Origin of the sequence: Pseudomonas sp. RL_15y_Pfl2_60 (assembly GCF_963970595.1) — a bacterium.
Taxonomy (GTDB): Bacteria; Pseudomonadota; Gammaproteobacteria; order Pseudomonadales; family Pseudomonadaceae; genus Aquipseudomonas.
Genome location: NZ_CAXAOE010000002.1, coordinates 312,832 through 338,719, shown reverse-complemented (window position 1 = coordinate 338,719; position 25,888 = coordinate 312,832). Strand labels below are relative to the sequence as shown.

At 55.4% G+C, this 25,888-nt stretch carries 27 protein-coding genes; 22 read left to right on the top strand and 5 right to left on the bottom strand.

All coding sequences use genetic code 11. The annotated features are described in order from the left end of the window. Window positions 1-10 precede the first annotated feature (10 nt). Entirely contained in the window at window positions 11-526 is a 516-nt protein-coding gene (gene fabA / locus AACY26_RS06700; protein ID WP_339512258.1) for a 3-hydroxyacyl-[acyl-carrier-protein] dehydratase FabA, read from the bottom strand. A gap of 537 nt (window positions 527-1,063) precedes the next feature. Between fabA and AACY26_RS06695 the strand changes: the two genes are divergently transcribed. From AACY26_RS06695 to AACY26_RS06635, 13 genes are all read left to right on the top strand, one after another. Further along, window positions 1,064-2,086, top strand: a complete 1,023-nt coding sequence (locus tag AACY26_RS06695; RefSeq protein WP_339512256.1) for an NAD(P)H-dependent glycerol-3-phosphate dehydrogenase — start codon at window positions 1,064-1,066, stop codon at window positions 2,084-2,086. Window positions 2,087-2,131: 45 nt separating this feature from the next. Beyond that, window positions 2,132-2,479: a DUF4389 domain-containing protein gene (locus AACY26_RS06690; protein ID WP_339512254.1), complete on the top strand. Its 348-nt coding sequence runs from the start codon at window positions 2,132-2,134 to the stop codon at window positions 2,477-2,479. A 10-nt stretch (window positions 2,480-2,489) separates the two neighbouring features. Further along, window positions 2,490-2,951: a phosphohistidine phosphatase SixA gene (sixA, locus tag AACY26_RS06685; RefSeq protein WP_339512252.1), complete on the top strand. Its 462-nt coding sequence runs from the start codon at window positions 2,490-2,492 to the stop codon at window positions 2,949-2,951. A 326-nt stretch (window positions 2,952-3,277) separates the two neighbouring features. Then, window positions 3,278-4,945 (top strand): AMP-binding protein, encoded by a 1,668-nt coding sequence (locus tag AACY26_RS06680; RefSeq protein ID WP_339512250.1) that lies wholly within the window; start codon window positions 3,278-3,280, stop codon window positions 4,943-4,945. Between the two features lie 80 nt (window positions 4,946-5,025). Further along, window positions 5,026-5,466: a hotdog fold thioesterase gene (locus AACY26_RS06675; protein WP_339512248.1), complete on the top strand. Its 441-nt coding sequence runs from the start codon at window positions 5,026-5,028 to the stop codon at window positions 5,464-5,466. Between the two features lie 98 nt (window positions 5,467-5,564). Next, on the top strand, window positions 5,565-6,374 hold the full coding sequence (locus tag AACY26_RS06670; protein ID WP_339512246.1) for an AraC family transcriptional regulator: 810 nt from the start codon (window positions 5,565-5,567) through the stop codon (window positions 6,372-6,374). Between the two features lie 43 nt (window positions 6,375-6,417). Next, entirely contained in the window at window positions 6,418-7,071 is a 654-nt protein-coding gene (locus AACY26_RS06665; protein WP_339512244.1) for a LysE family translocator, read from the top strand. Window positions 7,072-7,157: 86 nt separating this feature from the next. Continuing rightward, a complete protein-coding gene (locus AACY26_RS06660) occupies window positions 7,158-7,979 on the top strand; it encodes an alpha/beta fold hydrolase (RefSeq protein ID WP_339512242.1) in 822 nt (273 codons plus the stop codon). Next, the gene (locus AACY26_RS06655) at window positions 7,976-8,845 is read left to right on the top strand and encodes an alpha/beta fold hydrolase (protein WP_339512240.1); all 870 of its coding nucleotides are present in this window, start codon (window positions 7,976-7,978) and stop codon (window positions 8,843-8,845) included. The genes AACY26_RS06660 and AACY26_RS06655 overlap by 4 nt, the downstream gene beginning before the upstream one ends. 50 nt (window positions 8,846-8,895) lie before the next feature. Continuing rightward, window positions 8,896-9,558, top strand: coding sequence for a glutathione S-transferase family protein (locus tag AACY26_RS06650; protein WP_339512238.1), 663 nt, complete (start codon window positions 8,896-8,898; stop codon window positions 9,556-9,558). Continuing rightward, window positions 9,558-10,367, top strand: coding sequence for a DUF4892 domain-containing protein (locus AACY26_RS06645; RefSeq protein WP_339512236.1), 810 nt, complete (start codon window positions 9,558-9,560; stop codon window positions 10,365-10,367). Before AACY26_RS06650 ends, AACY26_RS06645 begins: the two co-directional genes overlap by 1 nt. Before the next feature lie 117 nt (window positions 10,368-10,484). Beyond that, the gene (locus AACY26_RS06640; protein WP_339512234.1) at window positions 10,485-11,573 is read left to right on the top strand and encodes an AI-2E family transporter; all 1,089 of its coding nucleotides are present in this window, start codon (window positions 10,485-10,487) and stop codon (window positions 11,571-11,573) included. Between the two features lie 165 nt (window positions 11,574-11,738). Beyond that, entirely contained in the window at window positions 11,739-12,575 is an 837-nt protein-coding gene (locus tag AACY26_RS06635) for a 5'-nucleotidase, lipoprotein e(P4) family (RefSeq protein ID WP_339512233.1), read from the top strand. A 121-nt stretch (window positions 12,576-12,696) separates the two neighbouring features. Here AACY26_RS06635 and AACY26_RS06630 read toward each other — a convergent pair whose 3' ends face one another. Next, window positions 12,697-13,728 carry a patatin-like phospholipase family protein gene (locus AACY26_RS06630; protein WP_339512232.1) on the bottom strand — a complete coding sequence of 344 codons (1,032 nt, stop codon included), beginning with the start codon at window positions 13,726-13,728 and terminating at the stop codon, window positions 12,697-12,699. Between the two features lie 110 nt (window positions 13,729-13,838). Between AACY26_RS06630 and selD the strand changes: the two genes are divergently transcribed. The 7 genes from selD (at window position 13,839) to AACY26_RS06595 (ending at window position 20,989) form a co-directional block, all read left to right on the top strand. Continuing rightward, window positions 13,839-14,873, top strand: a complete 1,035-nt coding sequence (selD, locus tag AACY26_RS06625) for a selenide, water dikinase SelD (RefSeq protein WP_339512230.1) — start codon at window positions 13,839-13,841, stop codon at window positions 14,871-14,873. Further along, a complete protein-coding gene (mnmH, locus tag AACY26_RS06620; protein ID WP_339512229.1) occupies window positions 14,873-15,973 on the top strand; it encodes a tRNA 2-selenouridine(34) synthase MnmH in 1,101 nt (366 codons plus the stop codon). Before selD ends, mnmH begins: the two co-directional genes overlap by 1 nt. A gap of 76 nt (window positions 15,974-16,049) precedes the next feature. Beyond that, a complete protein-coding gene (locus AACY26_RS06615; RefSeq protein ID WP_089359022.1) occupies window positions 16,050-16,328 on the top strand; it encodes a hypothetical protein in 279 nt (92 codons plus the stop codon). Between the two features lie 34 nt (window positions 16,329-16,362). Continuing rightward, window positions 16,363-16,971, top strand: a complete 609-nt coding sequence (locus tag AACY26_RS06610) for a flavin reductase family protein (RefSeq protein ID WP_339512224.1) — start codon at window positions 16,363-16,365, stop codon at window positions 16,969-16,971. Window positions 16,972-17,113: 142 nt separating this feature from the next. Continuing rightward, complete coding sequence (locus AACY26_RS06605; RefSeq protein ID WP_339512222.1) at window positions 17,114-18,031, top strand: AAA family ATPase; 918 nt, start codon at window positions 17,114-17,116, stop codon at window positions 18,029-18,031. After that, window positions 18,028-19,008 (top strand): DUF58 domain-containing protein, encoded by a 981-nt coding sequence (locus AACY26_RS06600; RefSeq protein WP_339512220.1) that lies wholly within the window; start codon window positions 18,028-18,030, stop codon window positions 19,006-19,008. Before AACY26_RS06605 ends, AACY26_RS06600 begins: the two co-directional genes overlap by 4 nt. Then, window positions 19,001-20,989, top strand: coding sequence for a transglutaminase TgpA family protein (locus AACY26_RS06595; protein ID WP_339512218.1), 1,989 nt, complete (start codon window positions 19,001-19,003; stop codon window positions 20,987-20,989). Before AACY26_RS06600 ends, AACY26_RS06595 begins: the two co-directional genes overlap by 8 nt. Window positions 20,990-20,998: 9 nt before the next feature. On the opposite strand, the gene AACY26_RS06590 is transcribed toward AACY26_RS06595, so the two are convergent. Next, complete coding sequence (locus tag AACY26_RS06590) at window positions 20,999-21,322, bottom strand: hypothetical protein (RefSeq protein WP_339512216.1); 324 nt, start codon at window positions 21,320-21,322, stop codon at window positions 20,999-21,001. 203 nt (window positions 21,323-21,525) lie between these two features. On the opposite strand from AACY26_RS06590, the gene AACY26_RS06585 reads away from it, so the two are divergent. Both AACY26_RS06585 and AACY26_RS06580 read left to right on the top strand, forming a co-directional pair. Further along, window positions 21,526-22,299 (top strand): CHAD domain-containing protein, encoded by a 774-nt coding sequence (locus AACY26_RS06585; protein WP_339512214.1) that lies wholly within the window; start codon window positions 21,526-21,528, stop codon window positions 22,297-22,299. A gap of 182 nt (window positions 22,300-22,481) precedes the next feature. Next, complete coding sequence (locus AACY26_RS06580; protein WP_339512212.1) at window positions 22,482-23,279, top strand: acyl-CoA thioesterase; 798 nt, start codon at window positions 22,482-22,484, stop codon at window positions 23,277-23,279. Here the strand turns inward: AACY26_RS06580 and AACY26_RS06575 are convergent. After that, window positions 23,263-24,855 carry a sensor domain-containing diguanylate cyclase gene (locus AACY26_RS06575; RefSeq protein WP_339512210.1) on the bottom strand — a complete coding sequence of 531 codons (1,593 nt, stop codon included), beginning with the start codon at window positions 24,853-24,855 and terminating at the stop codon, window positions 23,263-23,265. The two genes, AACY26_RS06580 and AACY26_RS06575, sit on opposite strands and share 17 nt — an antisense overlap. A gap of 3 nt (window positions 24,856-24,858) precedes the next feature. Further along, window positions 24,859-25,257 carry a molybdopterin-dependent oxidoreductase gene (locus AACY26_RS06570; RefSeq protein ID WP_339512208.1) on the bottom strand — a complete coding sequence of 133 codons (399 nt, stop codon included), beginning with the start codon at window positions 25,255-25,257 and terminating at the stop codon, window positions 24,859-24,861. Between the last annotated feature and the right edge of the window lie 631 nt (window positions 25,258-25,888).

Sequence of the window (25,888 nt, the reverse complement as noted above, 5' to 3'; positions counted from 1 at the left end):
GAAAAATCCTTTAGAAACTGTCAGTGGAGGTGAACAGGCCAACGCGTAAGCCTTCGGCACTGTAAATCTCGCGGCCATCAACGCTGACCGTGCCATCTGCGATAGCCAGGATCAGCGAGCGAGTGATGGTGCGCTTAATATGAATGTTGTAAGTGACCTTTTTCGCGGTAGGCAGTACCTGACCGAAGAATTTAACTTCGCCAGAACCCAGCGCACGACCGCGGCCGGGGTTACCTTGCCAGCCCAGGTAAAAGCCAACGAGCTGCCACATGGCATCAAGGCCCAAGCAGCCGGGCATCACCGGGTCGCCCTCGAAGTGGCAACCAAAGAACCACAGGTCTGGGTGGATATCGAGCTCAGCGACGATCTCGCCCTTACCGTACTTACCGCCGACGTCACTGATATGGACGATGCGGTCCATCATCAGCATGTTAGGGGCGGGCAGTTGCGCATTACCCTCGCCGAACAGTTCGCCGCGGCTGCAGCGCAACAGATCTTCTTGGGTGAAGGCGTTTTGTTTGGTCATGCGAGCTCCTCAATAATCCCATGCTCCATGGCTGGGCAAGTCGTTCGGGCTGGTTACGCGACAGGTCGCAGGCCAGCTTGCTTACACTAATAGACTGCTAGGTTGCCATGAAAGTCACAGCTTACAGTGTACAGTTGTACTCTGCTTGCCAATTGTAGCCTGAAAGTACATTTTAGTTGTTAGATGAGCGTTCGCCTGTAGCACTTTAGTCACTTGCTGGTGGTTAGTTTAAGTCACCACAAGCCTTATTTGTATGAAGCCTGTAGTGCCTAATCGTTCACTTGCAATCAGTGCGCCGTGCAGGCCAGTTGCGCTCTGCGTCCAACCTAGCAGAATTAGCTGCTGTGTCATGCGTTGCGTTGATAGCCATGCGATAAACTGTAACGCCATGCTGCTATTTGTCACGTTTGAGTGAGTGGCGAAGCCATTATGAGCTATCACTCAGCAGCTCTCATTCCGGTTTGGACTAGCCGCTGGGCCTTTGGCCCGTATAATGCGTTCAGAATGCCAGTGTAAATGGCGCACAACGGATTTTTTATGACAGAGCAACAACCTATCGCCGTCTTGGGTGGCGGCAGTTTCGGCACGGCTATCGCAAATCTCTTGGCCGAAAATGGTCAGCGCGTTTTGCATTGGATGCGCGACGAGACTCAGGTCGAAGCGATATTGGCTACGCGCGAGAACCCACGCTACCTCAAGGGGATCAAAATTCATCCTGCTGTGGAGCCCTTGAGCGATTTGCAGTCAACCGTCGAGCGTTGTGAGTTGATTTTCGTTGCCTTGCCATCAAGCGCATTGCGCCAAGTGTTGCAACCGGTCGCGCCCTTGCTTAGCAATAAAATGCTGGTGAGTACGACCAAAGGCATTGAAGCCAAGAGCTTCAAGCTGATGAGCCAGATTATTGAAGAAATCGCACCGAATGCGTGCATCGGCGTCATTTCGGGGCCAAATCTGGCGAAGGAAGTGGCTGTTGGCGCCTTGACTGCGACCGTAGTCGCCAGTGAAAACGAAGCCCTGTGTCAGCGTGTACAAGAGGTTCTGCACGGCAAGACCTTCCGCGTATACGCCAGTAATGACCGCTTTGGTGTCGAGTTGGGCGGGGCATTGAAAAACGTCTACGCGATCATCGCAGGCATGGCTGCGGCGCTGGATATGGGCGAGAACACCAAAAGCATGCTGATCACTCGCGCCTTGGCTGAAATGACCCGCTTTGCCGTGCAGCTGGGTGCCAACCCCATGACCTTTCTCGGCTTGGCGGGCGTTGGTGATTTGATTGTCACCTGTTCATCGCCCAAGAGTCGCAACTATCAAGTTGGCTTCGCGTTGGGCGAAGGACTCAGCCTTGATGACGCCGTGGCGCGCCTTGGCGAGGTTGCCGAAGGGGTCAATACGATCAAGGTACTCAAGGCTAAAGCTGACGAAATGGAGGTTTACATGCCTCTGGTTAGCGGTTTGTACGCCATTTTGTTTGGCGGGCGTACATTGGGCCAGGTGATTGATAAGTTGATGCTGGCAGAACCCAAGACAGACGTCGACTTTATTTCCACCACCGGTTTTTAGGCAGCCCTTTAGAGGGTTGCGTCTAGGTTATTCAGGGAGAATCACATGGCTGAGAAAAATACCCTTATCGAACGCGAGTCACTGCTGCTCAGGATTCTTTGGATGGTGCTGTTCAGCATTATTTGGCAAGCCGTGGTCGTGGTGCTTGGCGTGACTGTTGTGATGCAGTTGGCTTATCGCTTGTTCTACGGCGCGCCCAGCAAGACACTGCTTTCTTTTGGCGACAGCCTGAGTCAGTACCTGGCGCAGATTGGACGCTTCGGCACTTTCAATACCGAAGCCAAACCCTGGCCTTTTTCCGATTGGCCAACCCCGCAGGCCCCTCAAGGAGAGGCTCCGCATTCGGTTGAGCCTGCGCCGCACCCGGTGCGTGACGAAGAGCCCAAATTGTGAGCCTGCGCTAATGCGTTTGTGGTTGTTGCGCCATGGTGAGGCGCAGCCCCAGGCTGCAACTGATGCCGCGCGTGCCTTGACTGCGCGTGGCTGCGAGCAGGTGCGCAAGGCGGCATTGCAGCTTGAAGGGCGCCCACTTCGGCAGATCATTGCCAGCCCATACCTGCGCACCCAGCAAACGGCGGCCCTGGTTGCCGAGGTGCTTGGCTACGACTCGCCAATCATTACGGTGCCTTGGTTAACGCCTGATAGCCAGTCGCGTAATGTGATTCGTCAACTGGACCGGTACGCCGATGAGGAAGTCTTGCTGGTGACTCATCAGCCTTTAGTCGGCGATCTTGCAGGTTTGCTGATGTATGGTCATCGCGAACAGCCACTGCCGATGATGACGGCAAGCCTGGCGGAGCTGGATGGGCCAATGGTTGCCGCCGGAACCATGGATCTACTGGCCGTGGTCCATGCTCATCATTAAGTGACCCCTGAAAACGATTGCGCTGGATATCAGGGCGTTAAAACCTGCTCTGAATGATCACTTACAGCACCTAAAGTCGAGCACGCTCGGCCCCAACCGCTTTTTCACCGTTCTTGACTCGCAGCGCTTGCTCGCCGGGCCAGTCTGTGGCTGTTACACCCGTGCCTTGTCCTATCGCCGCTCACTACCATTTCAGCGTTTTCACTAACTGAAAACAACTACACAACGAAACATTTCTCCTCTTGCGGGATGCCTTTGGGCGTGAAATAGTCAACCAAGCAATTGCTTGGTTTGACCCCGAAAATAATAACAAGGGAAGAAACTTCATGGCTGATGCGATCCAACTACCGCTCGATGCCTTCTACCATCGAGAAGCGCGACATCCCGATAAATGCTACCTCGTCCAGCCATTGCCAGACGGCAGCCTTGAGAGGCTCAGCTGGGCTGAGGTTGGCGAGCAAGCCCGCCGCGCGGCGCACTGGCTACGCACCCGGGACTTACCGCCCGGCAGTCATATCGCAATCATTTCAAAAAACTGCGCGCACTGGATAATCACTGATCTGGCAATCTGGATGGCTGGTCATGTGTCGGTGCCGCTGTACCCCAACCTGACGGCCGAATCGGTCAGCCATGTGCTTGAGCATTCTGAGTCGGTGCTGGCATTCATTGGCAAGCTAGATAATTGGCCGAGCATGGCGCCGGGAATCGCCGATTCCATTCCAACGGTCGCAATGCCGTTGCATCCCGAAGGCAGTTTTGACTTCAGCTGGAGCGATTTGCAGGCCTGTTCGCCGATTCAGGACAGCCCGAGCCCGGCGCCCGACCAGCTAGCCACTATTATCTACACCTCAGGCACCACTGGCTTGCCTAAAGGGGTGATGCATAACTTCAGTAATTTCGGCTTTGCCGCGAGCAATGCGCGTACGCTATTTAGCGTCACTGAAGATGATCGGCTTTTGTCTTATTTACCGCTGTGCCATGTCGCCGAGCGCATGTTTATTGAGCTTTCATCCTTCTACGGTGGGCCGACTGTATTCTTTGCTGCCAGTCTCGATACCTTCCTCGAAGACCTCAAGCGCGCCCGCCCGACCGTCTTTTTTGCCGTGCCGCGCATCTGGACCAAGTTCCAGATGGGGGTCTACAGCAAAATGCCGGCCGAGCGACTCGATTTCTTGCTCAAGCTGCCTATCATCGGGCCTGTGGTTGGCAAGAAAGTCCTGACCGGACTTGGCCTGGATGCGATCCGCTTTGCTCTGTCTGGCGCTGCGCCTGTGCCTGAAGCCTTGCTCAAGTGGTATCAGCGCATGGGGCTGGATGTGCTTGAAGTCTATGGCATGACCGAAAATTGCGGATACTCCCACGTTTGCCGCCCGGGTAAATACAAAAAAGGCTGGATCGGTCAAAACAGCACCGGGGTGCAGGCGCGCATCGCCGAAGATGGTGAGCTGCAAGTGCGCAGCGGCGCAACCATGCAGGGTTACTTCAAGGACCCGGAAAAAACCGCTGAGACCATTACTGCGGACGGTTTTCTGCGTACCGGGGACAAGGGTGAGCAAGACGGCGAGGGCAATCTACGCCTGACCGGACGAATCAAGGAAATCTTCAAGACCAGCAAAGGCAAGTATGTCGCGCCTGCACCGATCGAAAATCGCTTGGCAGTGCATTCGCGCATCGAGCAGGTGTGTGTGGTCGGCGACGGCATGGCGCAGCCGATGGCACTTTGTGTGTTATCGGAAATCGGTCGCCAGGATGCAGCCAACAGTAGCCGAAGCGAGCTTGAAAGTAGCTTGGTGAAGCTGTTGGAGGAGGTCAATGCACAACTTGATCAGCACGAACGCTTGCAAGGATTGGTGTTGGTCAAGGACACATGGTCGATTGAGAATGGGTTTCTGACGCCCACGCTTAAAATCAAGCGTAATGTGGTCGAGGATACCTACGCCAGTCGTTTTCCGGCCTGGAGTGACAGTCGCCAGCCTTTGGTCTGGCATGACTAACCCGCATGAACAAATACTCACCGGTTGTGCTTGATTCGGGCTCACCGGTGGTGGTGCAACGTTATGGAAAAGGAACGCATATGAGCCTGTGGCGCCGAACTCCCGATATCGATGAGTTGAATGCAACATTGAAAAATACCATCGGTGAACAGCTGGATATTCGCTTTGAGTCATTCGACGATGAGTCGATAACCGCGAGCATGGTGGTTGATTCGCGCACTCATCAACCCTACGGACTGCTGCATGGCGGGGCATCGGTGGTGCTTGCAGAAACATTGGGTTCAACCGCGAGCTACCAGTGCATCGATACAGAGAAATTTTACTGTGTGGGCCTGGAGGTCAATGCTAACCATCTGCGCGGTGTCCGCAGCGGAAGGGTTAGGGCTGTTGCGCGAGCCGTTCATTTGGGCCGCTCCACCCATGTGTGGGACATTCGGCTGACTACTGAAGATGGCAAAACCAGCTGTATCTCGCGGCTGACGGTTGCGGTTGTCGCCCATGGTGGCGAGTTACCAAAGTGAGCCGTTAAGGCACACCGTCCCGGCAGCCAGGCTCGATTGTGCTGCCCGCTGCAATTTTGTCCAAGATCAGGCCGCTGCAAAGCGTTAAAGTAGCGGCTATGGAACAGACTCAACACATCATCAGTGGCTTACCCGGCGTGCGTTTAATCAACGCCGAGTACCATAATTTTGCCTTTCCACGGCACTTTCACCTTGAGTATCACATCGGTTTGCTGCTGCGCGGGCAGCATCGCTATGTGTGCCAAGGTGAACGTCAGCAGGCGACTGTTGGGGATGCGTTGTTGATGGCGCCTGAGCAAATCCATGACGGTGCAAGTCTAACCGGCGAGGGCTATAGCATTCGGGTGCTGGCCCTTGATCCGAAACGGCTCGAGCAGGCAAGCCGCAGCTTGAGTGATGAGCGTCATGGGACACCGCGTCTGACCAGCTCTTCCTTGCGCAATAGCCAGTTGCAACAGCAGTTGGGCGCGCTGCATGCCTCGCTGGTCAATGGTGATTCGACATTGGCCCAGGAAAGCAACCTGCTGAATATGTTTGCGACATTGCTGGCTGTGGGTTCGACCCTGAGGATCAAGCAACAGGATCAAGGCTTTGACTTGCGTACTTGGGTGCGTTTGCGTGAGTGGATGGAGTCACGGCTCGATCAGCCGCCGTCGCTGGAAGAGCTGGCTGCTTTTTGCGGCTTGAGTCCATGGCAAGCGCTGCGCAGGTTCAGCCGCCAGTGTGGTTTGCCACCGCATCAATGGCTGACTCAATTGCGCCTGGAGCGAGCGCTGCCACGGGTTCTGCGTGGTGACTCGCTAAGTGACATTGCCCTGCAGCTGGGCTTTTACGATCAAGCACATTTTTCGCGCTTGTTCCGGCGAACCTATGGTTTGCCGCCAGCAAAGCTGCGTTCAAACCGCTGATTTAAACCCTTCTTAGTTTTTACTTAATCTTGTGGAGATTGCCATGCAGGAGAGTTCTGTCTTGCTGTCGCTGACGGCTGTGTTTTTGATAGCGCTTGTCAGCCCCGGGCCCGATGTTGCCTTGGTTGTGCGAACCTCAATTCATCAAGGTCGACGCAGCGGTTTGCTCAGTGCATTGGGGCTGGCTTGTGGCATTTTGTTGCATGGGATTTTGGTGCTGACCGGCGTGTCATTGCTGCTCAGCCGTTCACCGCTGCTGTTTAGTCTGATTCAGATCTCAGGGGCAGTCTTTTTGGCCTGGCTGGGGGTTGGTGCTTTACGTTCACGGTTTAGCCCCGCGGCCGAGCAAGCCGGACAGTTCACCCGCGCCTTGGAACCCTCGGCACTGGGACCATGGTTGCGCGGCTTTGCCACTAATCTGCTCAACCCCAAGGCATTGGTGTTCTTCCTGGCGCTGTTGAGCAGTTTGATTCCTGCGCATATGTCTGTGTCAGGTAAGGTGGCTGCAGCAACTATTTTGTTTGGCGTTGGTTTGCTCTGGTTTAGCCTGCTAAGCATTGGTTTAACCCATCGCAGCTTGCAAGTACGCTTGATGCGTTTGGTCCCCACCATTGATTTACTCTGTGGTGTTGTTTTTATTCTTGTTGCTGCGGCAATTCTGGTTCGCGTGGCTTTGGCGCTGGGTGTTTGGCAATAGCACCATCATCACTGGCAGTTACAGTCATTGTGATGACGGCGTGGGTGCAGGACAATTCGCTCAGTTTCGTTTAATTGAGTTAGCCAATGCCTCCTCAAACGGTATTCTTCGCCCACGCCAATGGTTTTCCAGCCGCGACCTACACCAAGTTATTTGACGCGCTGGGGCCACAATACAAGGTCGAACACATCGGCCAGCACGGCCATGACCCTGACTTCCCGGTTAATGCAAACTGGAGCAATCTGGTTCGCGAGCTAATCCATCATATCGAGCAGCGCGAGCAGCCGGTGTGGGGGGTGGGGCATTCGCTCGGTGGCGTCTTGCATTATCACGCGGCCCAGTTGCGCCCTGAGTTGTACCTGGGTGTCGCCATGCTCGACTCACCGCTGTTGACCTTGGCTGACCAGTGGGTGATCCGCGCCGCCAAACGCTTCGGTTTTATAGATCGCATTACCCCGGCCGGCCGAACGATTGGTCGGCGTGAGGCATTTGCCGATGCCGCTGAAGCACACCGTTATTTCGCGGCCAAGAGCCTGTTCCGCCGGTTTGATCCAGATTGCTTGAGTGCGTATATCGAGCATGGCTTGCAACCCGCTGGAGAGGAGCTGCGCCTGCGCTTTGATCCGGCCACGGAAATCAATATCTATCGCAATGTGCCGCACATCAGTGCTGGCCCCGCGCAACACTTGAAAGTGCCGCTGGCCATGGTGCGTGGCCAGCATAGCCGGGTGGTACTGGCGCATCACACACGGCACGTACGGCGGATACCAAAAGGCGAATACCTGACCATGCCGGGCGGTCACATGTTTCCCTTGGAGCATCCGGTGCAAACGGCAGAGCTGTTAAAGTCATTTTTCCAGCGCTGGGCCGATATTGGCAGCGACGATTCAAGTAAGGACACTGCATGAGCTCAAACATCCAAGAGTTGCGGTTGCGTTTGCCGCATATAGAACTCGCAGCCCAGGTTTATGGGCCTGTCGACGGCAAGCCGGTGCTGGCTTTGCATGGTTGGCTGGACAACGCTGCCACTTATGCACGACTTGCGCCCAAGCTCGAGGGGCTGCGGATTGTAGCCCTGGACCTGGCAGGGCATGGTTTATCCGAGCATCGCCCAGCGGGCGTCAGTTATGCGATATGGGATTATGTCTACGACGTATTGCAAGCAGCTGAATTTCTCGAGTGGGAGAAGTTCAGCATTATCGGTCATTCGATGGGGGCAATTGTGGGTCTTTTGCTGGCAGGTGCCTTGCCTGAACGGGTTGAGCGTCTGGCCCTGATCGATGGCGTGACCCCGCATACACTTGAGGCTGAAGGTGCCCCGCAGCGCTTTGGTGACGCGTTGATGGCGCAGATGCTGCTGGCCAAAAAACGTAAAACGGTCCACCCCGAATTCAAGCGTGCTGTAGAGATGCGTATGAACGGCATGACCTCGGTCAGCCTTGAGGCCGCACAGCTATTGGCTGCGCGCGGCTTGGTCGAGGTGCCCGGAGGCTATTCATGGAGTGCCGACAGTCGGCTCACATTGCCGTCTAAACTACTATTGACCCAGGCCCAGGCCATGGCATTCGCCAAGCGAATCGCTTGCCCGGTTAGCTTGGTTGTGGCCGAGCAGGGCATCTTGCTGGGCAAAGCCAAAGCCAGCTACGACGAGGTCATGAGCGAGCTTGACTTCGAGGTCACCAGGCTGCCGGGAGGGCATCACCTGCACCTTGATGACGAGCGCGGTGCACAGCTTGTAGCAGACTGTTTCAATCGCTTTATGCTGTCTTCTTGACTTGGCAAACCCAACTGGGGAATGGTGGTGTCATTGCAATGGAGAAGTACATGATTGATTTCTACACCGCGGCGACACCGAATGGACACAAAGTAGCGATTGCTCTCGAGGAGCTTGGCCTGCCTTACAAGGTGCACGCGTTGAGCTTCGACAAGAAACAGCAGAAAACCCCAGCCTTTCTTCGCGTTAACCCCAATGGCCGTATCCCCGCTATTGTCGACCGAGATCACGATGATTTTGCGGTGTTTGAGTCCGGTGCGGTCCTGATTTATCTTGCGGAGAAAACCGGCCAGTTGATGCCGCAAGATGTCAAAGGCCGTTCGCTGGTAATGCAGTGGCTGATGTTCCAAATGGGTGGTGTAGGCCCAATGCAAGGCCAGGCAAACGTGTTTTATCGTTATTTGCCTGAGAAAATCCAAGTAGGCATTGACCGTTATCAGCATGAGTGCCGGCGCTTATATGAAGTGCTCGATACGCGTCTTGCACAGGCCGAGTTTTTAGCAGGGGATTACAGCATCGCGGATATCGCAACCTTTCCTTGGGTTCGGCTACACGACTGGGCTGGGGTCTCGATGGATGGCCTTGATAACCTCCAGCGCTGGCTTGATGCCATTGCGCAACGTCCGGCAGTGCAGCGTGGGCTGTCCATTCCACATAGCGAAGATGACGGTGTAAAGGTCGTCAAATCCGCCCAGACAATGTTGGCTCGCTAATGACTGGTATACGTAGTGTATGTGTCGCGTTAGCGATGGTATTGAGCTCCACGGTATTGGCGGATGTGGCGGGCAGTAAGGATTTACCGGTAATGCCGCGCTTTACCGGTAGCCAGATCGTCGATTACAGCGAGCAAGCGGAGCAGGAACGTATTTATCCGCAAGGCTCTATTCGCAGAATTAGTGGCCGTCTGCGCTATGAAAATGAAATTCAACTCAAGGGCGATCTCACCGCGATCACGTATCGATTGCCCGAGACACACAGTTCAGATCAAGTATTCAATAGCACCCGGGAAGCGCTGTTGGCCAAGAACGCCCAAATGCTTTATTGGTGTCAGGGGCGTGACTGCGGAGGGAGTAGCCTGTGGGCTAATTCGGTGTTCTCCAAGTCAATCCTCTATGGGCCGGATGATCAGCAGTCGTTCGCCTTGTTTCGGCTGGCCGAACCGCAACAAGACAGCATTCTCGCGCTGTACAGCATCACGCGCGGTAATCGCCGGGCATACCTGCATGCCGAGTTGCTTGCCAGTGACAGTGCGCTGGGGGAGATGCTACCTACGCCAGCAACATTATTGCGTCAATTGCGAACCTCTGGTGTGCTGAACTTGTCCAACCAGCAGGAGCCAACGCCTGCATGGGTCGAGGTGTTGTCACGTGCCTTGAATTCCGATAGCACAATGCGTGTTAGCCTTGCCGGTAACAATGCTGAAAGCTGGCGTGAGGCATTAGTTGAGCAGCGGGTGCGCGGCTCGCGCCTGGAGTTGGGCAATGCGGATGTTGCCGGTTTGCAGGTCAATGTTTTGCGTTAACAGCTAGCGTACATGGCGCAACTCAGCCGCCGCTGCCGTTAGGCTGTCTCCTATTAACGAGGCCCTGTGTTAACCCACAGGGCCTTTGTTCGTTTCATCCTTATTTAGGACTTGGAAATGCTCAATAACGATCGCTTGCTGGTGCAGATACTGCTGCTGGCATTGCTGGGCGCAAGCTTGTGGGTGCTTGCGCCATTTTGGTCGGCGCTGTTTTGGGCTTCTGTGCTGGCTTTTGCCAGTTGGCCATTGATGCGTCGATTAACCGATGCGCTTAACGGCCGGGAGTCGTTGGCGGCAGCCATTCTCACGCTGGGCTGGATAGTGCTGGTCGCCGTGCCGTTGGTGATGCTTGGCTTTAACCTGGCCGACCATATTCGTGACGCCACTGGCCTGATCAAGAACCTTCAGGTGACCGGCTTGCCAGCAGCGCCGACATGGCTAGCGAACGTGCCGCTGGTTGGTGATCGCCTGGTTTCACTTTGGGTCACCATTGACCAGCAGGGCGCGGCTTTCTTTGCATCGCTGCGACCTTACTTTGGCCAGGTTGGCAACTGGCTTCTGGAGCGCAGCGCGCAGGTTGGCGGAAGCATGCTCGAACTGGCGTTAAGCCTGGTGCTGGTGTTCTTCTTCTACCGTGATGGCCCGCGTCTCGCCGCATTTGCCCGTAGCTTGCTTGAGCGTTTAATTGAGGGCCGGGCAGATCACTATATTCACTTGATATCAGGCACCATCCAGCGCGTAGTCAACGGCGTGATTGGTACAGCAGCCGCGCAGGCGGTACTGGCTTACATCGGCTTTTTGATCGCCGGAGTTCCGGGTGCGCTACTTCTGGCGTTATTGACCTTTGGCGCAAGCCTGATCATGTTTCCACCACTGGTCTGGGCGCCGGCTGTGGCTTGGCTGGCCTGGAATGGCGAGGTTGGCATGACCATCTTCCTCGGCATCTGGGGTGTACTGATCATCAGTGGCGTCGACAATATTCTCAAACCCTACCTCATCAGTCGTGGCGGCAATTTACCGTTGGTGGTGGTGTTGCTCGGCGTCTTTGGCGGTATTCTGACTTTCGGTCTTATGGGGCTGTTTCTGGGCCCAACGATCCTGGCGGTCGCTTACAATCTGGTCACGGACTGGGTGGCACATGGGCAACCAAAAATCGAGACCGAAACAGGCGTGGTGATACGCAGCACCGAGCAACCTCCGAGCTGATGTAAAACGACCTGTGATCGGTTAGCCCTGTCGGTTGCCGTACATATATGGGAGCGCCATATTGTTGTGCCTGCGCGGCTTCATGGTTGTGATACAGCTGCGGCCGGTGTATGAGTGGTTGCGCTTACGCTGCCCTAAGCGCAAGGCACTACAAGGAGTGTACCTATGTCCCACCTCAAGAATGCTATTAGCCTGTCTTTGTTGCTGTTGACTGTACCCGTGGTCAGCTCGCAGGCCTCAAGCGCCGAGCCCGATGCCGTAAACTCCAACTTACTGACTGATGCAGTGGCCTGGCGCCAGACTGCCGCTGAATATCGGGCGCTCTACTATCAGGGTTTTAACATCGCCAAGGCGCGGCTGGACCAAGCATTGGCCGAGCAAAAGCCTGGTGACAAAAAACCTGCAATTATCAGTGATATCGACGACACCATCCTCAGCAGTAATAGCTATTGGGGATATTTGATCGCTCAGGATAAAGAATTTTTTGATGATCCAGACTGGGATCGCTGGGTGGCTGACAATGGCCCCACCTTGACCCCAGGTGCTCTGGAGTTTCTAAACTACGCCAAGTCGCGCGGTGTTGAGATTTTCTACGTGTCCAGCCGTGATCAGGGCGACAAGACCTACACGTACGCGCTGAATAATCTGCGTAAGCACAAGCTGCCTTATGCCGATGAGGCCCATGTGACCGTTCTGCGTGAAAGCTCGAACAAAGAGCCGGCACAACACAAGATCGCCGAGCAGTTCAATGTGGTGTTGATGTTGGGTGACAATCTCAATGATTTCGAGCGTGGTTATTATGTCGATGCAGTTGAGAAGCGGGCCAAGTTGGTAGACGACAACCATGACAAGTTTGGTGGCCAGTACATCCTCTTTCCTAATCCCACCGATGGCCACTGGATCAAAGCGATCTTCGGTGAGTCTGAACCCGCCGATACGCCAGCCAACCGGGTCAAGTTTCGTGAGGCGGCTGAGCGTGGGGGCTGGAAACCAGCAAACTGATTGCACGGCTTAGCAGGGAAAATATCCTGCCTAGCGGGATATTTCCTGGCGTTGGAGCAAGGCTGGGCGTGTTTGACTCGGCCTTATCCATTGTGGCGATCAAGGCTTTGCCCAGAGCCGTCTAGTGATCGCCGCGCTCGTATTTGTCCAGCGTATCCTTGGCAATCTGGCGACCGAGCATAATCAGCTCTGGGGCCTTATAGAACTCAAAGAAACGGCACACGCGTTTAGGTACATTGATCAGGATATCCGGCGGATATCCGGCAATTTTGTACTGCGCCAGCGATGCCTGCATCACTTCAAAACTCTGGTTAACCAGCTCTAATAACGAGGCTGGGCCGCCAACATTGGCGATACGCGAGCCTGACGCCGACTTGGGAGCCGCTTCAGCCTCAGGCTCGGGGGCCGCCGGGGGTTGTTGGTCCGGTTGCAGGATGTATTCGTGCTCAATCGCCGAATCATCCTCGAGCAGCAGCATCTGTTCTTCGCCCTCAGTGTTTTTCCGACGCAAAGTGGGGAGGCGTGACCCGAGCGATGCCATCATATGATCAAAGCGACCCTTGATTGCCGCTGGGCGCTCAATTACCGGCAGTTGATAGTGTTGTTGGTTGGTGGCATTGAGGTTGACAGCAATAATCAGGTCACAATGACTGGAAACCACAGGAACTATCGGCAGTGGGTTAAGCAGGCCACCATCGACGAGCATGCGCGATCCTTGGATTACCGGGGTAAACAGGCTTGGAATCGCTGCTGATGCGCGCATTGCCTGGTGCAGGTTGCCTTCCTGAAACCAGATTTCCTGCTGATTGGTCAGGTCGGTTGCCACTGCGGTGAAGGGAATCCGCAGGTCTTCAATATTGACCTCGCCGACGATCTCGCGAATTTGGCCGAAGACTTTTTCACCGCGAATTGCGCCCAGGCGAAAGCTGACATCCAGTAAGCGCAATACATCCAGGTAGTCTAAGCTCTGCGTCCACTCACTGTATTCTTTGAGTTTTCCGGCGGCGTAGATACCGCCCACCACAGCCCCCATGGAGCACCCTGCAACACATGCGATGTCGTAGCCACGGGCTTCCAGTTCTTCGATAACGCCAATGTGTGCATAACCACGTGCACCGCCTGAACCCAAGACCAGGGCGACTCGCTTTTTCACCGTAAATCCCTCATAACGCATTGTTTTAACAACATACCCGCGAGAGGCGCTAGCGCCAAGGCTGCATTTGCTAGAATCTGTCCGCCTGTCGATACGACCAGTGAGAAATTATGAGTGAGCCAATTCGTTTGACCCAATACAGCCACGGCGCCGGTTGTGGCTGCAAAATTTCGCCAAAGGTGCTGGAAGTGATCCTGGCCGGCAGTGGCGCGCAGAATCTTGATCCCAAACTCTGGGTCGGCAATGCCTCTCGTGACGATGCAGCAGTGTACGAGATCGACGCGGAGCGCGGTGTGGTTTCCACTACCGACTTCTTTATGCCAATTGTCGATGACCCCTATGATTTCGGGCGAATCGCGGCGACCAATGCCATTAGCGATATCTATGCGATGGGCGGTGATCCGTTGATGGCGATTGCCATTTTGGGCTGGCCGGTCAATGTACTGGCGCCCGAAGTGGCTCGTGAAGTGATTCGTGGTGGCCGCTCGATTTGTGACGAGGCGGGTATCGCCCTGGCTGGCGGGCACTCGATTGATGCACCGGAACCCATTTTCGGCCTGGCCGTCACGGGTTTGGTTGAAAAACGTCATATGAAGCGTAATGACACCGCCACGCCCGGCTGCAAGCTTTACCTCAGCAAGCCCTTGGGTATCGGCATTCTCACCACCGCCGAGAAGAAAGCCAAACTGCGCGATGAAGACATCGGCCTGGCGCGTGACTGGATGTGCACCCTGAACAAGCCGGGTAGCCGCTTTGCCAAATTGCCGGGTGTGATGGCCATGACTGACGTCACCGGTTTTGGTTTGCTCGGGCACTTGGTTGAAATGGCCGATGGCAGCGGCCTGACTGCGCGCATCGAGTTTGCCAAGGTGCCACGCCTGCCCAGCGTTGAGTATTACTTGGAGCAGGGCTGCATACCGGGTGGAACCTTGCGTAATTTCGACAGCTATGGCGACAAGATCGCGCCACTGCCGCAGCTGTGCAAATTGCTCTTGTGTGACCCGCAAACCAGTGGTGGCTTGCTGGTCGCGGTGACGCCTGAAGCGGAAGCCGAGTTTCTGCAAACGGCTGCTGAATGTGGGTTGAGCCTTGAGTCCATTGGTCAAATGTGTGAGCGACAGCGCTACGCGGTTGAGGTTGTGTAATGCGTGACGATAGCAACGACTACCGCCAGATATTCTTGCAAGACGCACCGATGATGGATGCCCGCGCTCCGGTTGAGTTCAGCAAGGGAGCTTTTCCTGGTGCGGTCAACCTGCCATTGATGAACGATATCGAACGGCAAAAGGTTGGCACCTGCTACAAGCAACATGGCCAACAAGCTGCTATCGAACTGGGGCACCAACTGGTCAACGGCCAGCTTAAAGCGGATCGCCTGGTGGCCTGGGCGGCTTTTGCCGAAGCGAATCCCCAAGGTTATCTCTATTGCTTTCGAGGCGGTCTGCGTTCGCAACTCGTGCAGCAGTGGTTGAAGTCGGAACTTGGCATCGCCTATCCGCGGGTAACGGGCGGCTACAAAGCCATGCGCAATTTCTTGATTGAAACCACAGAACTTGCCCTGCAGCAGAGCCAGTTTGTACTCGTCGGCGGCATGACCGGCACCGGCAAGACCGAAGTGGTTGCGCAACTTGAAAACAGCCTGGATCTCGAAGGCCATGCCAACCATCGTGGATCGAGTTTCGGCAAGCGCGCAACGGCTCAGCCCACACAGATCGATTTCGAAAATATCCTGGCTATCGACATTCTGAAAAAGCGCGAGCGTGGCATCAATCAATTCGTACTGGAAGACGAAGGACGGATTATCGGCCGTTGCTCGCTGCCTTTGCCTTTGTATAACGGCATGCAAGGTTTCCCGCTGGTTTGGCTGGAGGACAGTGTAGAAGGGCGGGTTGAGCGAATCCTCAAGGATTATGTGATTGATCTTCGGGCTGAGTTTGTTCAATTACTGGGCGAAGAAGCAGGCTTTGTGGCCTTCGCTGAGCGGCTGCAACAAAGCTTGGCTAATATTCTCAAGCGTTTAGGGGGCGAGCGTTATCAGCGCTTGGCTGCGATCATGGATCAAGCCTTGGTAGAGCAGCAGGCCAATAACGATGTAAGCCTGCATCGTGGCTGGATTGAAACGCTATTGATCGAGTATTACGACCCGATGTACGTGTTTCAGCATGAGAGTAAGGCCGGTCGTATTGAGTTCAGTGGTGAGCAAGCTGCGGTGGTCGAATACTTGCGTGAGCGTGCAATGGGTTGAACTAATTTGCTTTGAGAGCAATCGCAACCTTCTGTTAGCCTTGGCCAGCAGGTATATCAATTTTTGGAGAGACACCATGAAGGCATTGATCTGCTTACCCCTAGTTGTTGCGCTGCTGGCTGGCTGTTCTGGCAAAACGGTTAATCGTGATAGTTGCGCCAATCAGTTGGATGCGGCCTGGAAACAGCTCGACCTGGCCAAGGCCGAAGGTTTTGCCGGTACTGTCAGCTATTCCAAGGCCTTGTCATTGTTGACCGCGGCTAAAACCCAGCAGCAGTTTGAAGCCTACGAAGGTTGCAGCAGCAAGGCCCAGAAAGCGCGGTTTTATATCGACGAGTCCCGCGCGGGTCGTTAAAACACTTGAAATAAACCCTGATAGGGAATTGCCAATGCGCATCGATTTTAGTCAGTTAGCAGCCCTTGATGCTTACCGTTGGCTGGCTTCGACCGTTACTCCACGGCCCATTGCCTGGGTTTCAAGTCGTTCCGCTGCCGGGGTGAGCAATCTTGCACCCTTTAGTTTCTTCCAGGTTATTAGCGATGAGCCGCCGACCTTGCTGGTCAATGTCAATCATCATCCCGATGGCAGCCTGAAAGACACATTGCGCAACGCCAAGGAAACCGGCGAGTTGGTGATCCAACTGGTTTCGTTTGAGCACGCAGAGGCGATGAACGCCAGCTCTGCCATCCTGGAGCATGGCGTCAGCGAGTTTGAGCATTGCGGCATAGCCAGTGTCGCCAGCGAGCGGGTTGCGGTGCCGCGCGTCTCTGGTGCAGCAGTTACCTTTGAGTGCAAGGTTTCGCAGATTCAGCCTTTTCCCCAACACAACCCGAACTGCCATCTGATTTTCGCGCAAGTGTTGCTGGCGCACATCGATGATGCGGTGCTCAATGAAAAAGGCCGAGTCGATCCTCATAAACTGGATATCGTCGGGCGCCTTGGCGGCATGTCGTATACCCGTACTCGCGATACTTTCGAGATGATCAGGCCGACCTAAGCTGCTGCGCATTGCCACAGCCAGGTTATTCAATGGGTTATTTGAGGGCGTTGCTCACAGTTTCGTGAGTAAAGGTTACATAGCCCTTTGCCGTAACTGCGGCTGCCAGTAGCATCAGGTTAACTTGTCGTAGGAGTTCATGATGCGCAGCCAGTTGGATGCCTGCCTGAGCGCAGTCAACGAAGTACTTTTGGGTAAAGAGCAGCAGGTCAGACTCGCACTGGCCTGCCTGCTTGCGCGCGGTCATTTATTGATTGAAGACTTGCCCGGCATGGGCAAGACCACGCTTAGCCAGGCCTTGGCCAGGGTGCTTGGTTTAAGCTTTCAGCGGATTCAGTTCACCTCTGACTTATTGCCTGGCGATATCCTGGGGACCTCGGTGTTTGATAAGGACACCGGCCAATTTGTCTTTCACCAAGGCCCGATCTTTGCCGAGTTGGTTCTGGCGGACGAGATCAACCGCGCCACCCCCAAGAGCCAGAGCGCGCTGCTTGAAGCGATGGAAGAGGGCCAGGTCACCATTGAGGGTGCAACCCGTGCCTTGCCCGATCCGTTCTTTGTGATCGCCACGCAAAACCCGGTGAGCCAGGGCGGCACCTTTGCCTTGCCGGAGTCTCAACTCGACCGTTTCCTGATGCGCTTGTCCTTGGGCTATCCGGCCAAAGCGGCTGAAAAGGCCCTGCTGATGGGCGATGCGCGGCGCAGCATGTTGCCCAAGCTGGCGCCAATACTCGATCACGCGCAACTGGCCCTCTTGCAAGATGAAGTGCCAAAAGTCCGGGCCAGCGATGCGTTGGTCGACTATGTATTGCGCCTGGTGGAGGCCACCCGCACCCAACCTCAGTTCGCCTGGGGGCTTTCTCCGCGTGCCAGCCTGGCGTTGTTGGCCGCCGCTAGGGCCTGGGCGCTCCTTGAGGGCCGTGAATATGTGATCCCCGAAGATGTGCAGGCTGTCTTGCCCTCGGTGGTCGGTCATCGCCTGCGTGAGCGTGCAGATCCTACAGGCCACAGCGGTGGCACTTTGGTGCAATGGCTGTTGCGCGAGGTGGCAGCAATTTGATCCAAGGTCTGCAGTCGCGCTGGAATCGCTGGTTGTCCCGGCGCATTCCACCCGCGAAAAGCCTGCGCCTGAGCCAGCGGCAAATATTCATCATCCCGTCACGGGTTGGCGCGATGTTTATTCTGGCGCTGACTCTGATGTTGCTGGCAGCGATCAATTATCAAAACAGCCTGGCTTACGGCCTGACGTTTTTGCTGGGTTCGGTCTTTATCGTCGCCATTTTGCATACCTACCTTAATTTGAGCGGCTTAACACTCAAGTCCGGGCCTGCCGAGCCTGTGTTTGTTGGCGAGCACGCGCGCTTCAACGTGCGGATTGAAAGTGAGCGCCGGGCCCATGAGGCGATTGTGCTGGGCTGGCAACCCGAGGACATGCTGCAACTCGATGTGGCCCCGTTGTCGGGGAGTGACGCCGAGCTTGGGTTGCCGGCAACTGCGCGTGGCTGGTTGCGTCCTGGCAGGTTGCGGGTCGAGAGCCGTTTCCCTCTGGGAATTCTGGTGGCCTGGAGTTGGGTCGACCTGGATTTGCAATTGCTGGTATACCCGCGTCCGATTGAGGGTGACTTGCCGCTTGGCGCAGGGCTTGGCGATGATCAGCAAGAGCAAGGCGCGCGGGCACGGGGCAGTGGTGCGGATGATTTCCAGGGGCTTCGGGCCTACCAGCCGAGTGATTCGAAGCGTCGCCTGCATTGGAAAGCCTATTCCCGGGGGCAGGGCTTATTGGTCAAGGACTTTAGCGCACTGAGCGGCCGTGATGTCAGCCTGGACTTCAGTGCATTGGCCAGTGATACCGAGGCCCGCTTGTCACTGCTGTGTTATTGGGTGCTGCAGTTGAGCGAGCGCCAGCAAGCCTTTTCGCTGGACTTGCCCGGATTGCATATCGGCGTTAGCAGCGGCGAGCAACATCGCGATAGATGCTTGCGAGCGCTGGCATTATTCGGTTCGGGCACAGCTGAATCGGGCCGCCTGCATGAATAAGCCGCAAAGCATCCCACGCGTTAGCCTGACCTGGCTGCTGATTGCCCAGGTGTTGGTCATTATCCCGCACCTTGGCCACTTGCCCCTGTGGATTGTCGGTCTATGGCTTGGTTGCGCAGCCTGGCGGGTGCAGATCTACCGTATGCGTGCCCGGTTTCCCAATGCCTGGCTGAAAGGCGCCTTGATGCTTGCTGCGGGGATTGGTGTCTTTGTTTCACGCGGTAGCCTGGTTGGGCTTGATGCGGGCGTGGTGTTGTTGATTGCCGCATTTGTCCTGAAGCTGGTTGAGATGCGGACACGCCGCGATGCCTTGGTGCTTATCTTTCTGGGCTTCTTTGCCGTTGTCACCGCCTATTTGTTTGATGACAGCATGCTCACCGCGGTTTTTAGCCTGTTGCCGGTTGGTGCGTTGTTGGCGGCGATGATCGGGCTGCAACAAAGCACACTGGCAACGCGCCCTTGGGCAACGGCAAAACTGGCAGGCTCAATGCTGCTGCAAGCCTTGCCCTTGATGTTGTTGTTGTTCTTGTTCTTCCCGCGAATGGGGCCTTTATGGTCGCTGCCAGGGGCGAATTCAAAAGGCATTACCGGTCTTTCGGACAACATGGCACCGGCCGATATTGCCGAGCTGAGCCAGTCCAGTGAACTGGCGTTTCGCGCCAGCTTTGAAGGGCAACCGCCACCGCGAAATCAACTCTACTGGCGCGCGCTGACCCTGGATCGTTTTGATGGCAGGCGCTGGTCACAATCAGGGTTTGCACGGCTGCCACTGCAGCCGTCGTGGCACAAGCAGGGCGAGCCGATCAATTACCAGGTTGTGATGCAACCAAGCGCCAGGCCCTGGCTATTTAGCCTGGATGTAGCGCAGACCACCCTTGAAGACACGCGCATGATGAGTGATTTTCGCCTGCAGCGAAAAAAACCTGTGGATCGGTCCTTGCTCTATAACGTGACGTCATGGCCGCAGGCGCTGCGGGAGCCAACAGCCTCAGCAAACAGTTTGCGACGTTCATTGCAGCTGCCTGAGGAGGGCGATCCGCGCAGCCGCGCCTGGGCGCAGCAACTCAAGCAGCAATATCCGCAAGCCGAGCAACTGGTGCAGGCGGTGCTTCGCAACTTCAATCGCCAGCCGTTTCACTACACGTTGCGCCCGAAAGCGGTTGGGGTTAACAGCATTGACGATTTTCTGTTCGAAACCCGTAACGGTTTTTGTGCCCACTATGCAGGGGCGATGACCTTTGTACTGCGTGCTGCGGGGATTCCGGCACGGGTTGTTGCGGGCTATCAAGGTGGCGAGCTTAATCCGTCTGGCAATTATGTACAGGTTCGCCAGTTTGATGCGCACGCCTGGGTTGAATACTGGCAGCCAGGCAAAGGCTGGCTTCGGGCTGACCCGACATTTGAAGTCGCGCCCGAACGTATAGAGCTGGGTTTGGAAGAAGCGGTGGCGGGCGAAAACAGCTTCCTGGAAAAGTCACCATTCTCACCACTGCGCTATCGTCAGTTGGCGTGGCTCAATCAGCTCAGATTTGCTTGGGATCAAGTCAATTACGACTGGCAGCGCTGGGTGTTGGGCTATCAGGGTGCGCAGCAACTGGAGCTGTTTCAGCGTTTGTTTGGCAAGGTCGATGGTCGCTGGTTGGCTTTGTGTCTGGTCGGTGGTGGAGCCATGGTGCTGGCTTTGATTGCGCTGTTTTTATTTAAACCATGGCAGCGCCAGCGCGACCAACAGCAGAGAATCTTTAGCCGTTTTGAACGCTTGTTGGCGCGCCACGCACTTGTACGCCAACCAGCAGAGGGACCACGTGACTTCGCCCACCGCGCTGCACAGGCATTGCCGGGGCAAGCGAGGCAAATCGAACAGTTCGCCAGCGCTTTTGAGGCCCAGCGCTATGCCGGTCAAGGTCAATCTTTGCAGGTCCTTGAGCTGCATCTTCGGGCGTTGCGCAGGGCTCTGCCTTGGCGTTTAACCCGGCCTTAACCGGCCAATTCAGCAGTTTAGGAAGAAAACGCTCAAGGCCACACCCAGGCCTATTGCCGCAGACGTAAGCAGCGCCAGCACAGCTGCAACCCGGCAAGCGAGCTTGATTGCCAGGCTGCGCTTGCGCGAATAGCGCCACGCAAAGCCCAGCGCTACCAATCCCAGTAGCAGGCCGAGTGCTATGACTGTCCAGCCCATGGCCAGGCTAAGTTGGCTTTTCTCGGCAAATTCGGGCGGGCATTGGCTTGTCGCAAAAACGGCAGCGCTGAATCCGCAGCTACCGGCGCCAGCCAGTGTACGGACAAGGCCGCGAAGCCCAATAAATCTCGTCAAACTGAACAGCCTATCAAGTACAAAGCCCAAGCATAAACTGCGGCGCAGGTAACGGGGTAAACAGGAGCTGTAATAACCTTTTGTGACGAATGTCGACTTGTAAAGCAGTCAGGGCCAAGCAAGGATGAAATCTAGATTCTGGGCAGTCGTTCGCTGCGTCGTATGCATCCGCTAGCCTGGGTGATCTGAAGAGGAGAATCGGAATGTCAGCATTTGCTGATCGCATCAGCGCTCAGGTCCTGAAACGACAGGTCAGTTTATTTGCTTGCGCAGCACGCATGCAGGCGTTGACTGATACTGAAGCACTGCATGACTTGCGTATTAATTTGCGCCGTTTACGCAGTTTGCTCAAACCATTGCGTGGACTGCCTGCCTGCGATCAACTACAGCTTCATACTGCACAGCTGGGCAAGCTGACAGGCCCGGTGCGTGAGCTTGAGGTGCTGGTGGCTGAGTTACAGCGCAAGCAACAAGGGCCTAATCCAGTCGAGCAGCGCCGTCAACGCGTGCTGCAAGGCTACCTACAAACACTGCAAAGTGATCAGTTGTCGGCGCTGTGGCATGCCCTTGATGAGTGGCCCATACAATGGCGACTGGCTGAGCGGGACGGCTCATTGAAGCGTGTCGAGTCCAAACTTGAGTCACGGCTGCTTAAGGCTCAACGCCGCTTGATTGATGGCCTGGCAGATCCGCTGCATGACTGGCATGACCTGCGCTTGTTTGTCAAACGGGTACGCTACAACGCTGAGGCATACCCCAAGGTTGCAAAGCTTGATGGCGCCAGTCAAAAAGCGCTCAAACAGACTCAGGATGCGCTGGGACGCTGGCACGATGTGTTGCAATGGTTAACCCTCGGCGCGGCTGAAACAGACTTGGGTCCTTGTGTGCCTTCCTGGCAGGCAGACTTACTCAGTGCCGAAATAGCGACCTCCAAGGCGCTGGAGAACTTAAGGAAAATGCTGGTCGCAAATGAATGAGTAGGGCTAAGCAGTCAAATGAGCGGTTTATCCGGACATTAAATTGGCTGGGTATCTGGCTGTGTCCGGCGTCATCTGTGGATTGGGCTTAAAAAGAGCCATGTTCGATGCGGGCACCGCTACTTTCGTGGGCGCCAGGTTTTCCCGTAGGATCAGTTTCATTCTGAATCCTCGAGATGCTTATGACCTTCTCCTCATTGCTTCAAGCCGTTCGTAGTAACCCTGCCGATGTGGTGATCCCGCAACAATGGGGGCAGGGACGTGCAAGCTTTGGTGGCTTGGTCGCCGCATTGGTCTACGAGGCCATGAAGGCGCAGATTGTTTCCGAACGGCCCGTGCGTTCCTTGGCTGTGACCTTTGTAGGGCCAGCTGAGCCTGGTGTCCCTATCAGCTTCGAGGCCGAGGTTTTGCGTGAGGGTCGGGCGGTAAGCCAGGTGCTGGGCCGCGCGGTACAGAACGGGCAAGTCGTGACCTTGATCCAGGGAAGCTTTGGCGCCTCACGTGATTCGGTTATCAGTGTTGAGGCCGAGCCTGCGCCACAGGTCAAACCGGCTGACGACTGCCAGGAACTGCCTTATATCCCCAAGGTCACGCCTGAGTTCACCCGCTATTTAGCGATGCGTTGGGCCATCGGCGCCATGCCGTTTACGGGCAACGCCGAGCGACAAATGGGCGGTTGGGTGCAACTTCGTGGCGAAGAGCAACCGCAAGCTATTACCGAGGCTTATTTATTGGCCTTGGTCGATGCCTGGCCTCCAGCGGTATTGCCGCACCTGAAAACGCCGGCGCCGGGCAGCACCCTGACCTGGACGATTGAGTTTGTCCAGCCGCTCAAGCAGTCAACCTCCGATGATTGGTTTCTGTACCGGGCACATATTGAATACGCGAAAGATGGCTATGGCCACGTTGCGGCGGCGTTGTGGTCTGACGCGGGTGACTTGCTGGCAATCAGCCGGCAAACAGTTACAGTTTTTGCCTGAATACAAGCTCGTCAGCTGTTTCAACGCGGTTGCGCCCGTTAGTCTTGGCTTGGTATAGCGCACTGTCTGCTCGCCCGAGCAGATGGTCCAGGCTTTCTTGTGCAGTGTTCATTGCCAATCCGATGCTGACGGTCATGCTCAATGTGCTTTGATTGGGCAGTTGGACCCGCATGCTCTCGATGTTCTTGCGCAGGCGTTCGGCAACTTGCCGGGCCTGAGTAAAGTCGGTTTCAGGCAGCAGTATGGCGAACTCTTCACCGCCCAGACGGCCAAGTACATCAACTTCGCGCAAGCCATTAATCAGCGCTTCAGCCGCCGCGCGCAGTGCCAGGTCGCCGATTTGGTGGCCGTGCAGATCATTGATCTGCTTGAAGTGATCGATATCGATCATCAGGGCGGCGCATTGGCGTTTGTAACGGTGATTGAGCTTGAGTGAGTCTTCAGCCAACTGCATGAATGCGTGCCTGTTGTTGATACCGGTCAGGCTGTCGGTATTGGCCAGGGTCAATAGCTCTTGTTCCATCTGTTTACGCACACTGATGTCGTAAGACCAGATGAGGTAGGAGGTTCGTCCTATCTGATCGAGTACGCGGCCTGAAACCACACCCCAATAGGGCTGTTCACCTGCCAGAAGCGCTTCCCAATCGTTGATTTGACGCCTGGCTTCAAGCGCTTCATGAAAGCGCTCACCTTCACCGGGCTGAGCGAACAATGCATTGATGGAAAAATCCTGCTGTTGCTCGATACCGCTGCGCTTGAGCAGACGCTCGTTAACAAAGTGCACCTTAGTATCATTAGCGTTGAGTAGCGCCACATCGCTGGGGCTTGCTTCGAGTATGTAATTGAGCAACGCCTGCTCTTCAGATAGTTCCTGGGTTCGCTCTTCGACCCGCGCTTCAAGGTTCTGATTAAGGTCGCCCAGGCGTAACGAGAGCCGCCGAACCTGCAGGTAACTGACGATCAGCCTGGCAACCAGGAGTGCGCCACCAATGAGCAATCCAAGTAGCGACCAACCCAGGTAGAGAAAGCTGGAGTGCAGTTTTTGCCGGTCATCGTCCAACTCGTTGGACAGGGATATGTTGGCTGAAACCATGACGTCGGTCATGGGCTCAAGCAGGCGGGGGAGTTGTTGTGATATTTCATCTGCAAGGGTGCTCGCACTTACGTGATCGCCCCAGGTTGCGCGGTCGTCCCAGTCTTTGCTAAGTCGTATGACTTCATTCAAGGCATGTTCGGCGTCGGGTCTACTTACGGGTAGAAAATCGAAGACATGCTCCGCTTCAAACGTTCGGGTGATGCTGCGCAAAACTTGCAACTGTACGGTTAAATCATCGCCACTTATATCGCCTTGCTTGAAGGCTTGCGCGGCTGAGAGTGTGCGACGAATTTGAGCATTGACTTGATGTGAGCGCCACAGTTCGCTGTGCAGTGCGGGTGATGCCAAGGTTTCAGCCTGCCTCACGACCATCCACAGAGCGCTGCCAACGATTACGGCCATAACCAGCACCAAGACAACCAGCACCGCCATTAGGCGTGTTTGGTTCGCTTGAAAGCGTGCGACATTAGGACTTGGCATCAGTTAGTTCTCGTTAAAGAGGCTGATCTTGCTCAGTTGCCAAATTGAGCGGTTGAAATATATCTGCGCGTTGAGTTCTGGGAATAAATCGAAAGGGTAAATCAAGTAGAGCGGCCCATATTCCGAGATAGGCATCGATTTGCCATTGCGTAGATAGGCGATTATTGGATTAAAACGTTGGATGTCTTCACGGGGGATAACAACTGAGTACTTGTTCAGCGCTTCGAGGCGAAGAAAGAAGTAGTCGTCTGGTGAAATTTTCAGGTGAGTCAACAGATAGCTTAGATCGACCCCGGTCCAGACAATGGCTTCACTCGCATTCGGCTCGCTGGTCGTGATCATGCGCTTGGGCATTTGTTTCAGGTCATTGAGGGTCAGGTCGACGAAACGTCCATCGCTCAACTGTACAGACAGGGCAGGCCGGTTTGGCGGGTAGGCCGGGGACGCCCATACACCGCCGGTAGCAATAAGGCAGCACACTAAAAAGCTATAAAGTGTTATCCGAGAGAGCCGCACTGTTGAATCCTTGTGTGAAGTACAACGCCAACAGACTTCAAAATATAGCGCTAATACAAAGGGACGTGGCAGCTTTGAATAACAAGATCACACCCAGCTGTGCACAGGATTGAGTCACAGTCAGGCATGAGTTTAGCTTTAAATCAATGACTTGATGTATCTACCTTGGCTCAACAGCTGATGTGCTGTGTACAGGCGCCACTTGCTTGAGTGAAGCTCAATACTTGCCGATGTACAGCATATGCGGCAGACAAGCCTATCAATCCCAACAATAGGGGCATGATGCTCGCTGAATACAGGGCATTGGCAGTGACCGCTAATGCTGTGCCAGCAAGGGCGCCGGGGATCAGTACTGCAGGCACGGTTTTGCCTTGAAGGCTGACGCCCGCTTGGCAATGGTGTGGGGTTTGGCGGATAGCTGCAGGGCGTGACATGAGCGGGCTCCAATTGGGTTTTGCTCACCCTATAAAACTGCAGCCGCCCCGACGAATTGCTTATTGCTATGAAATGTATAGCG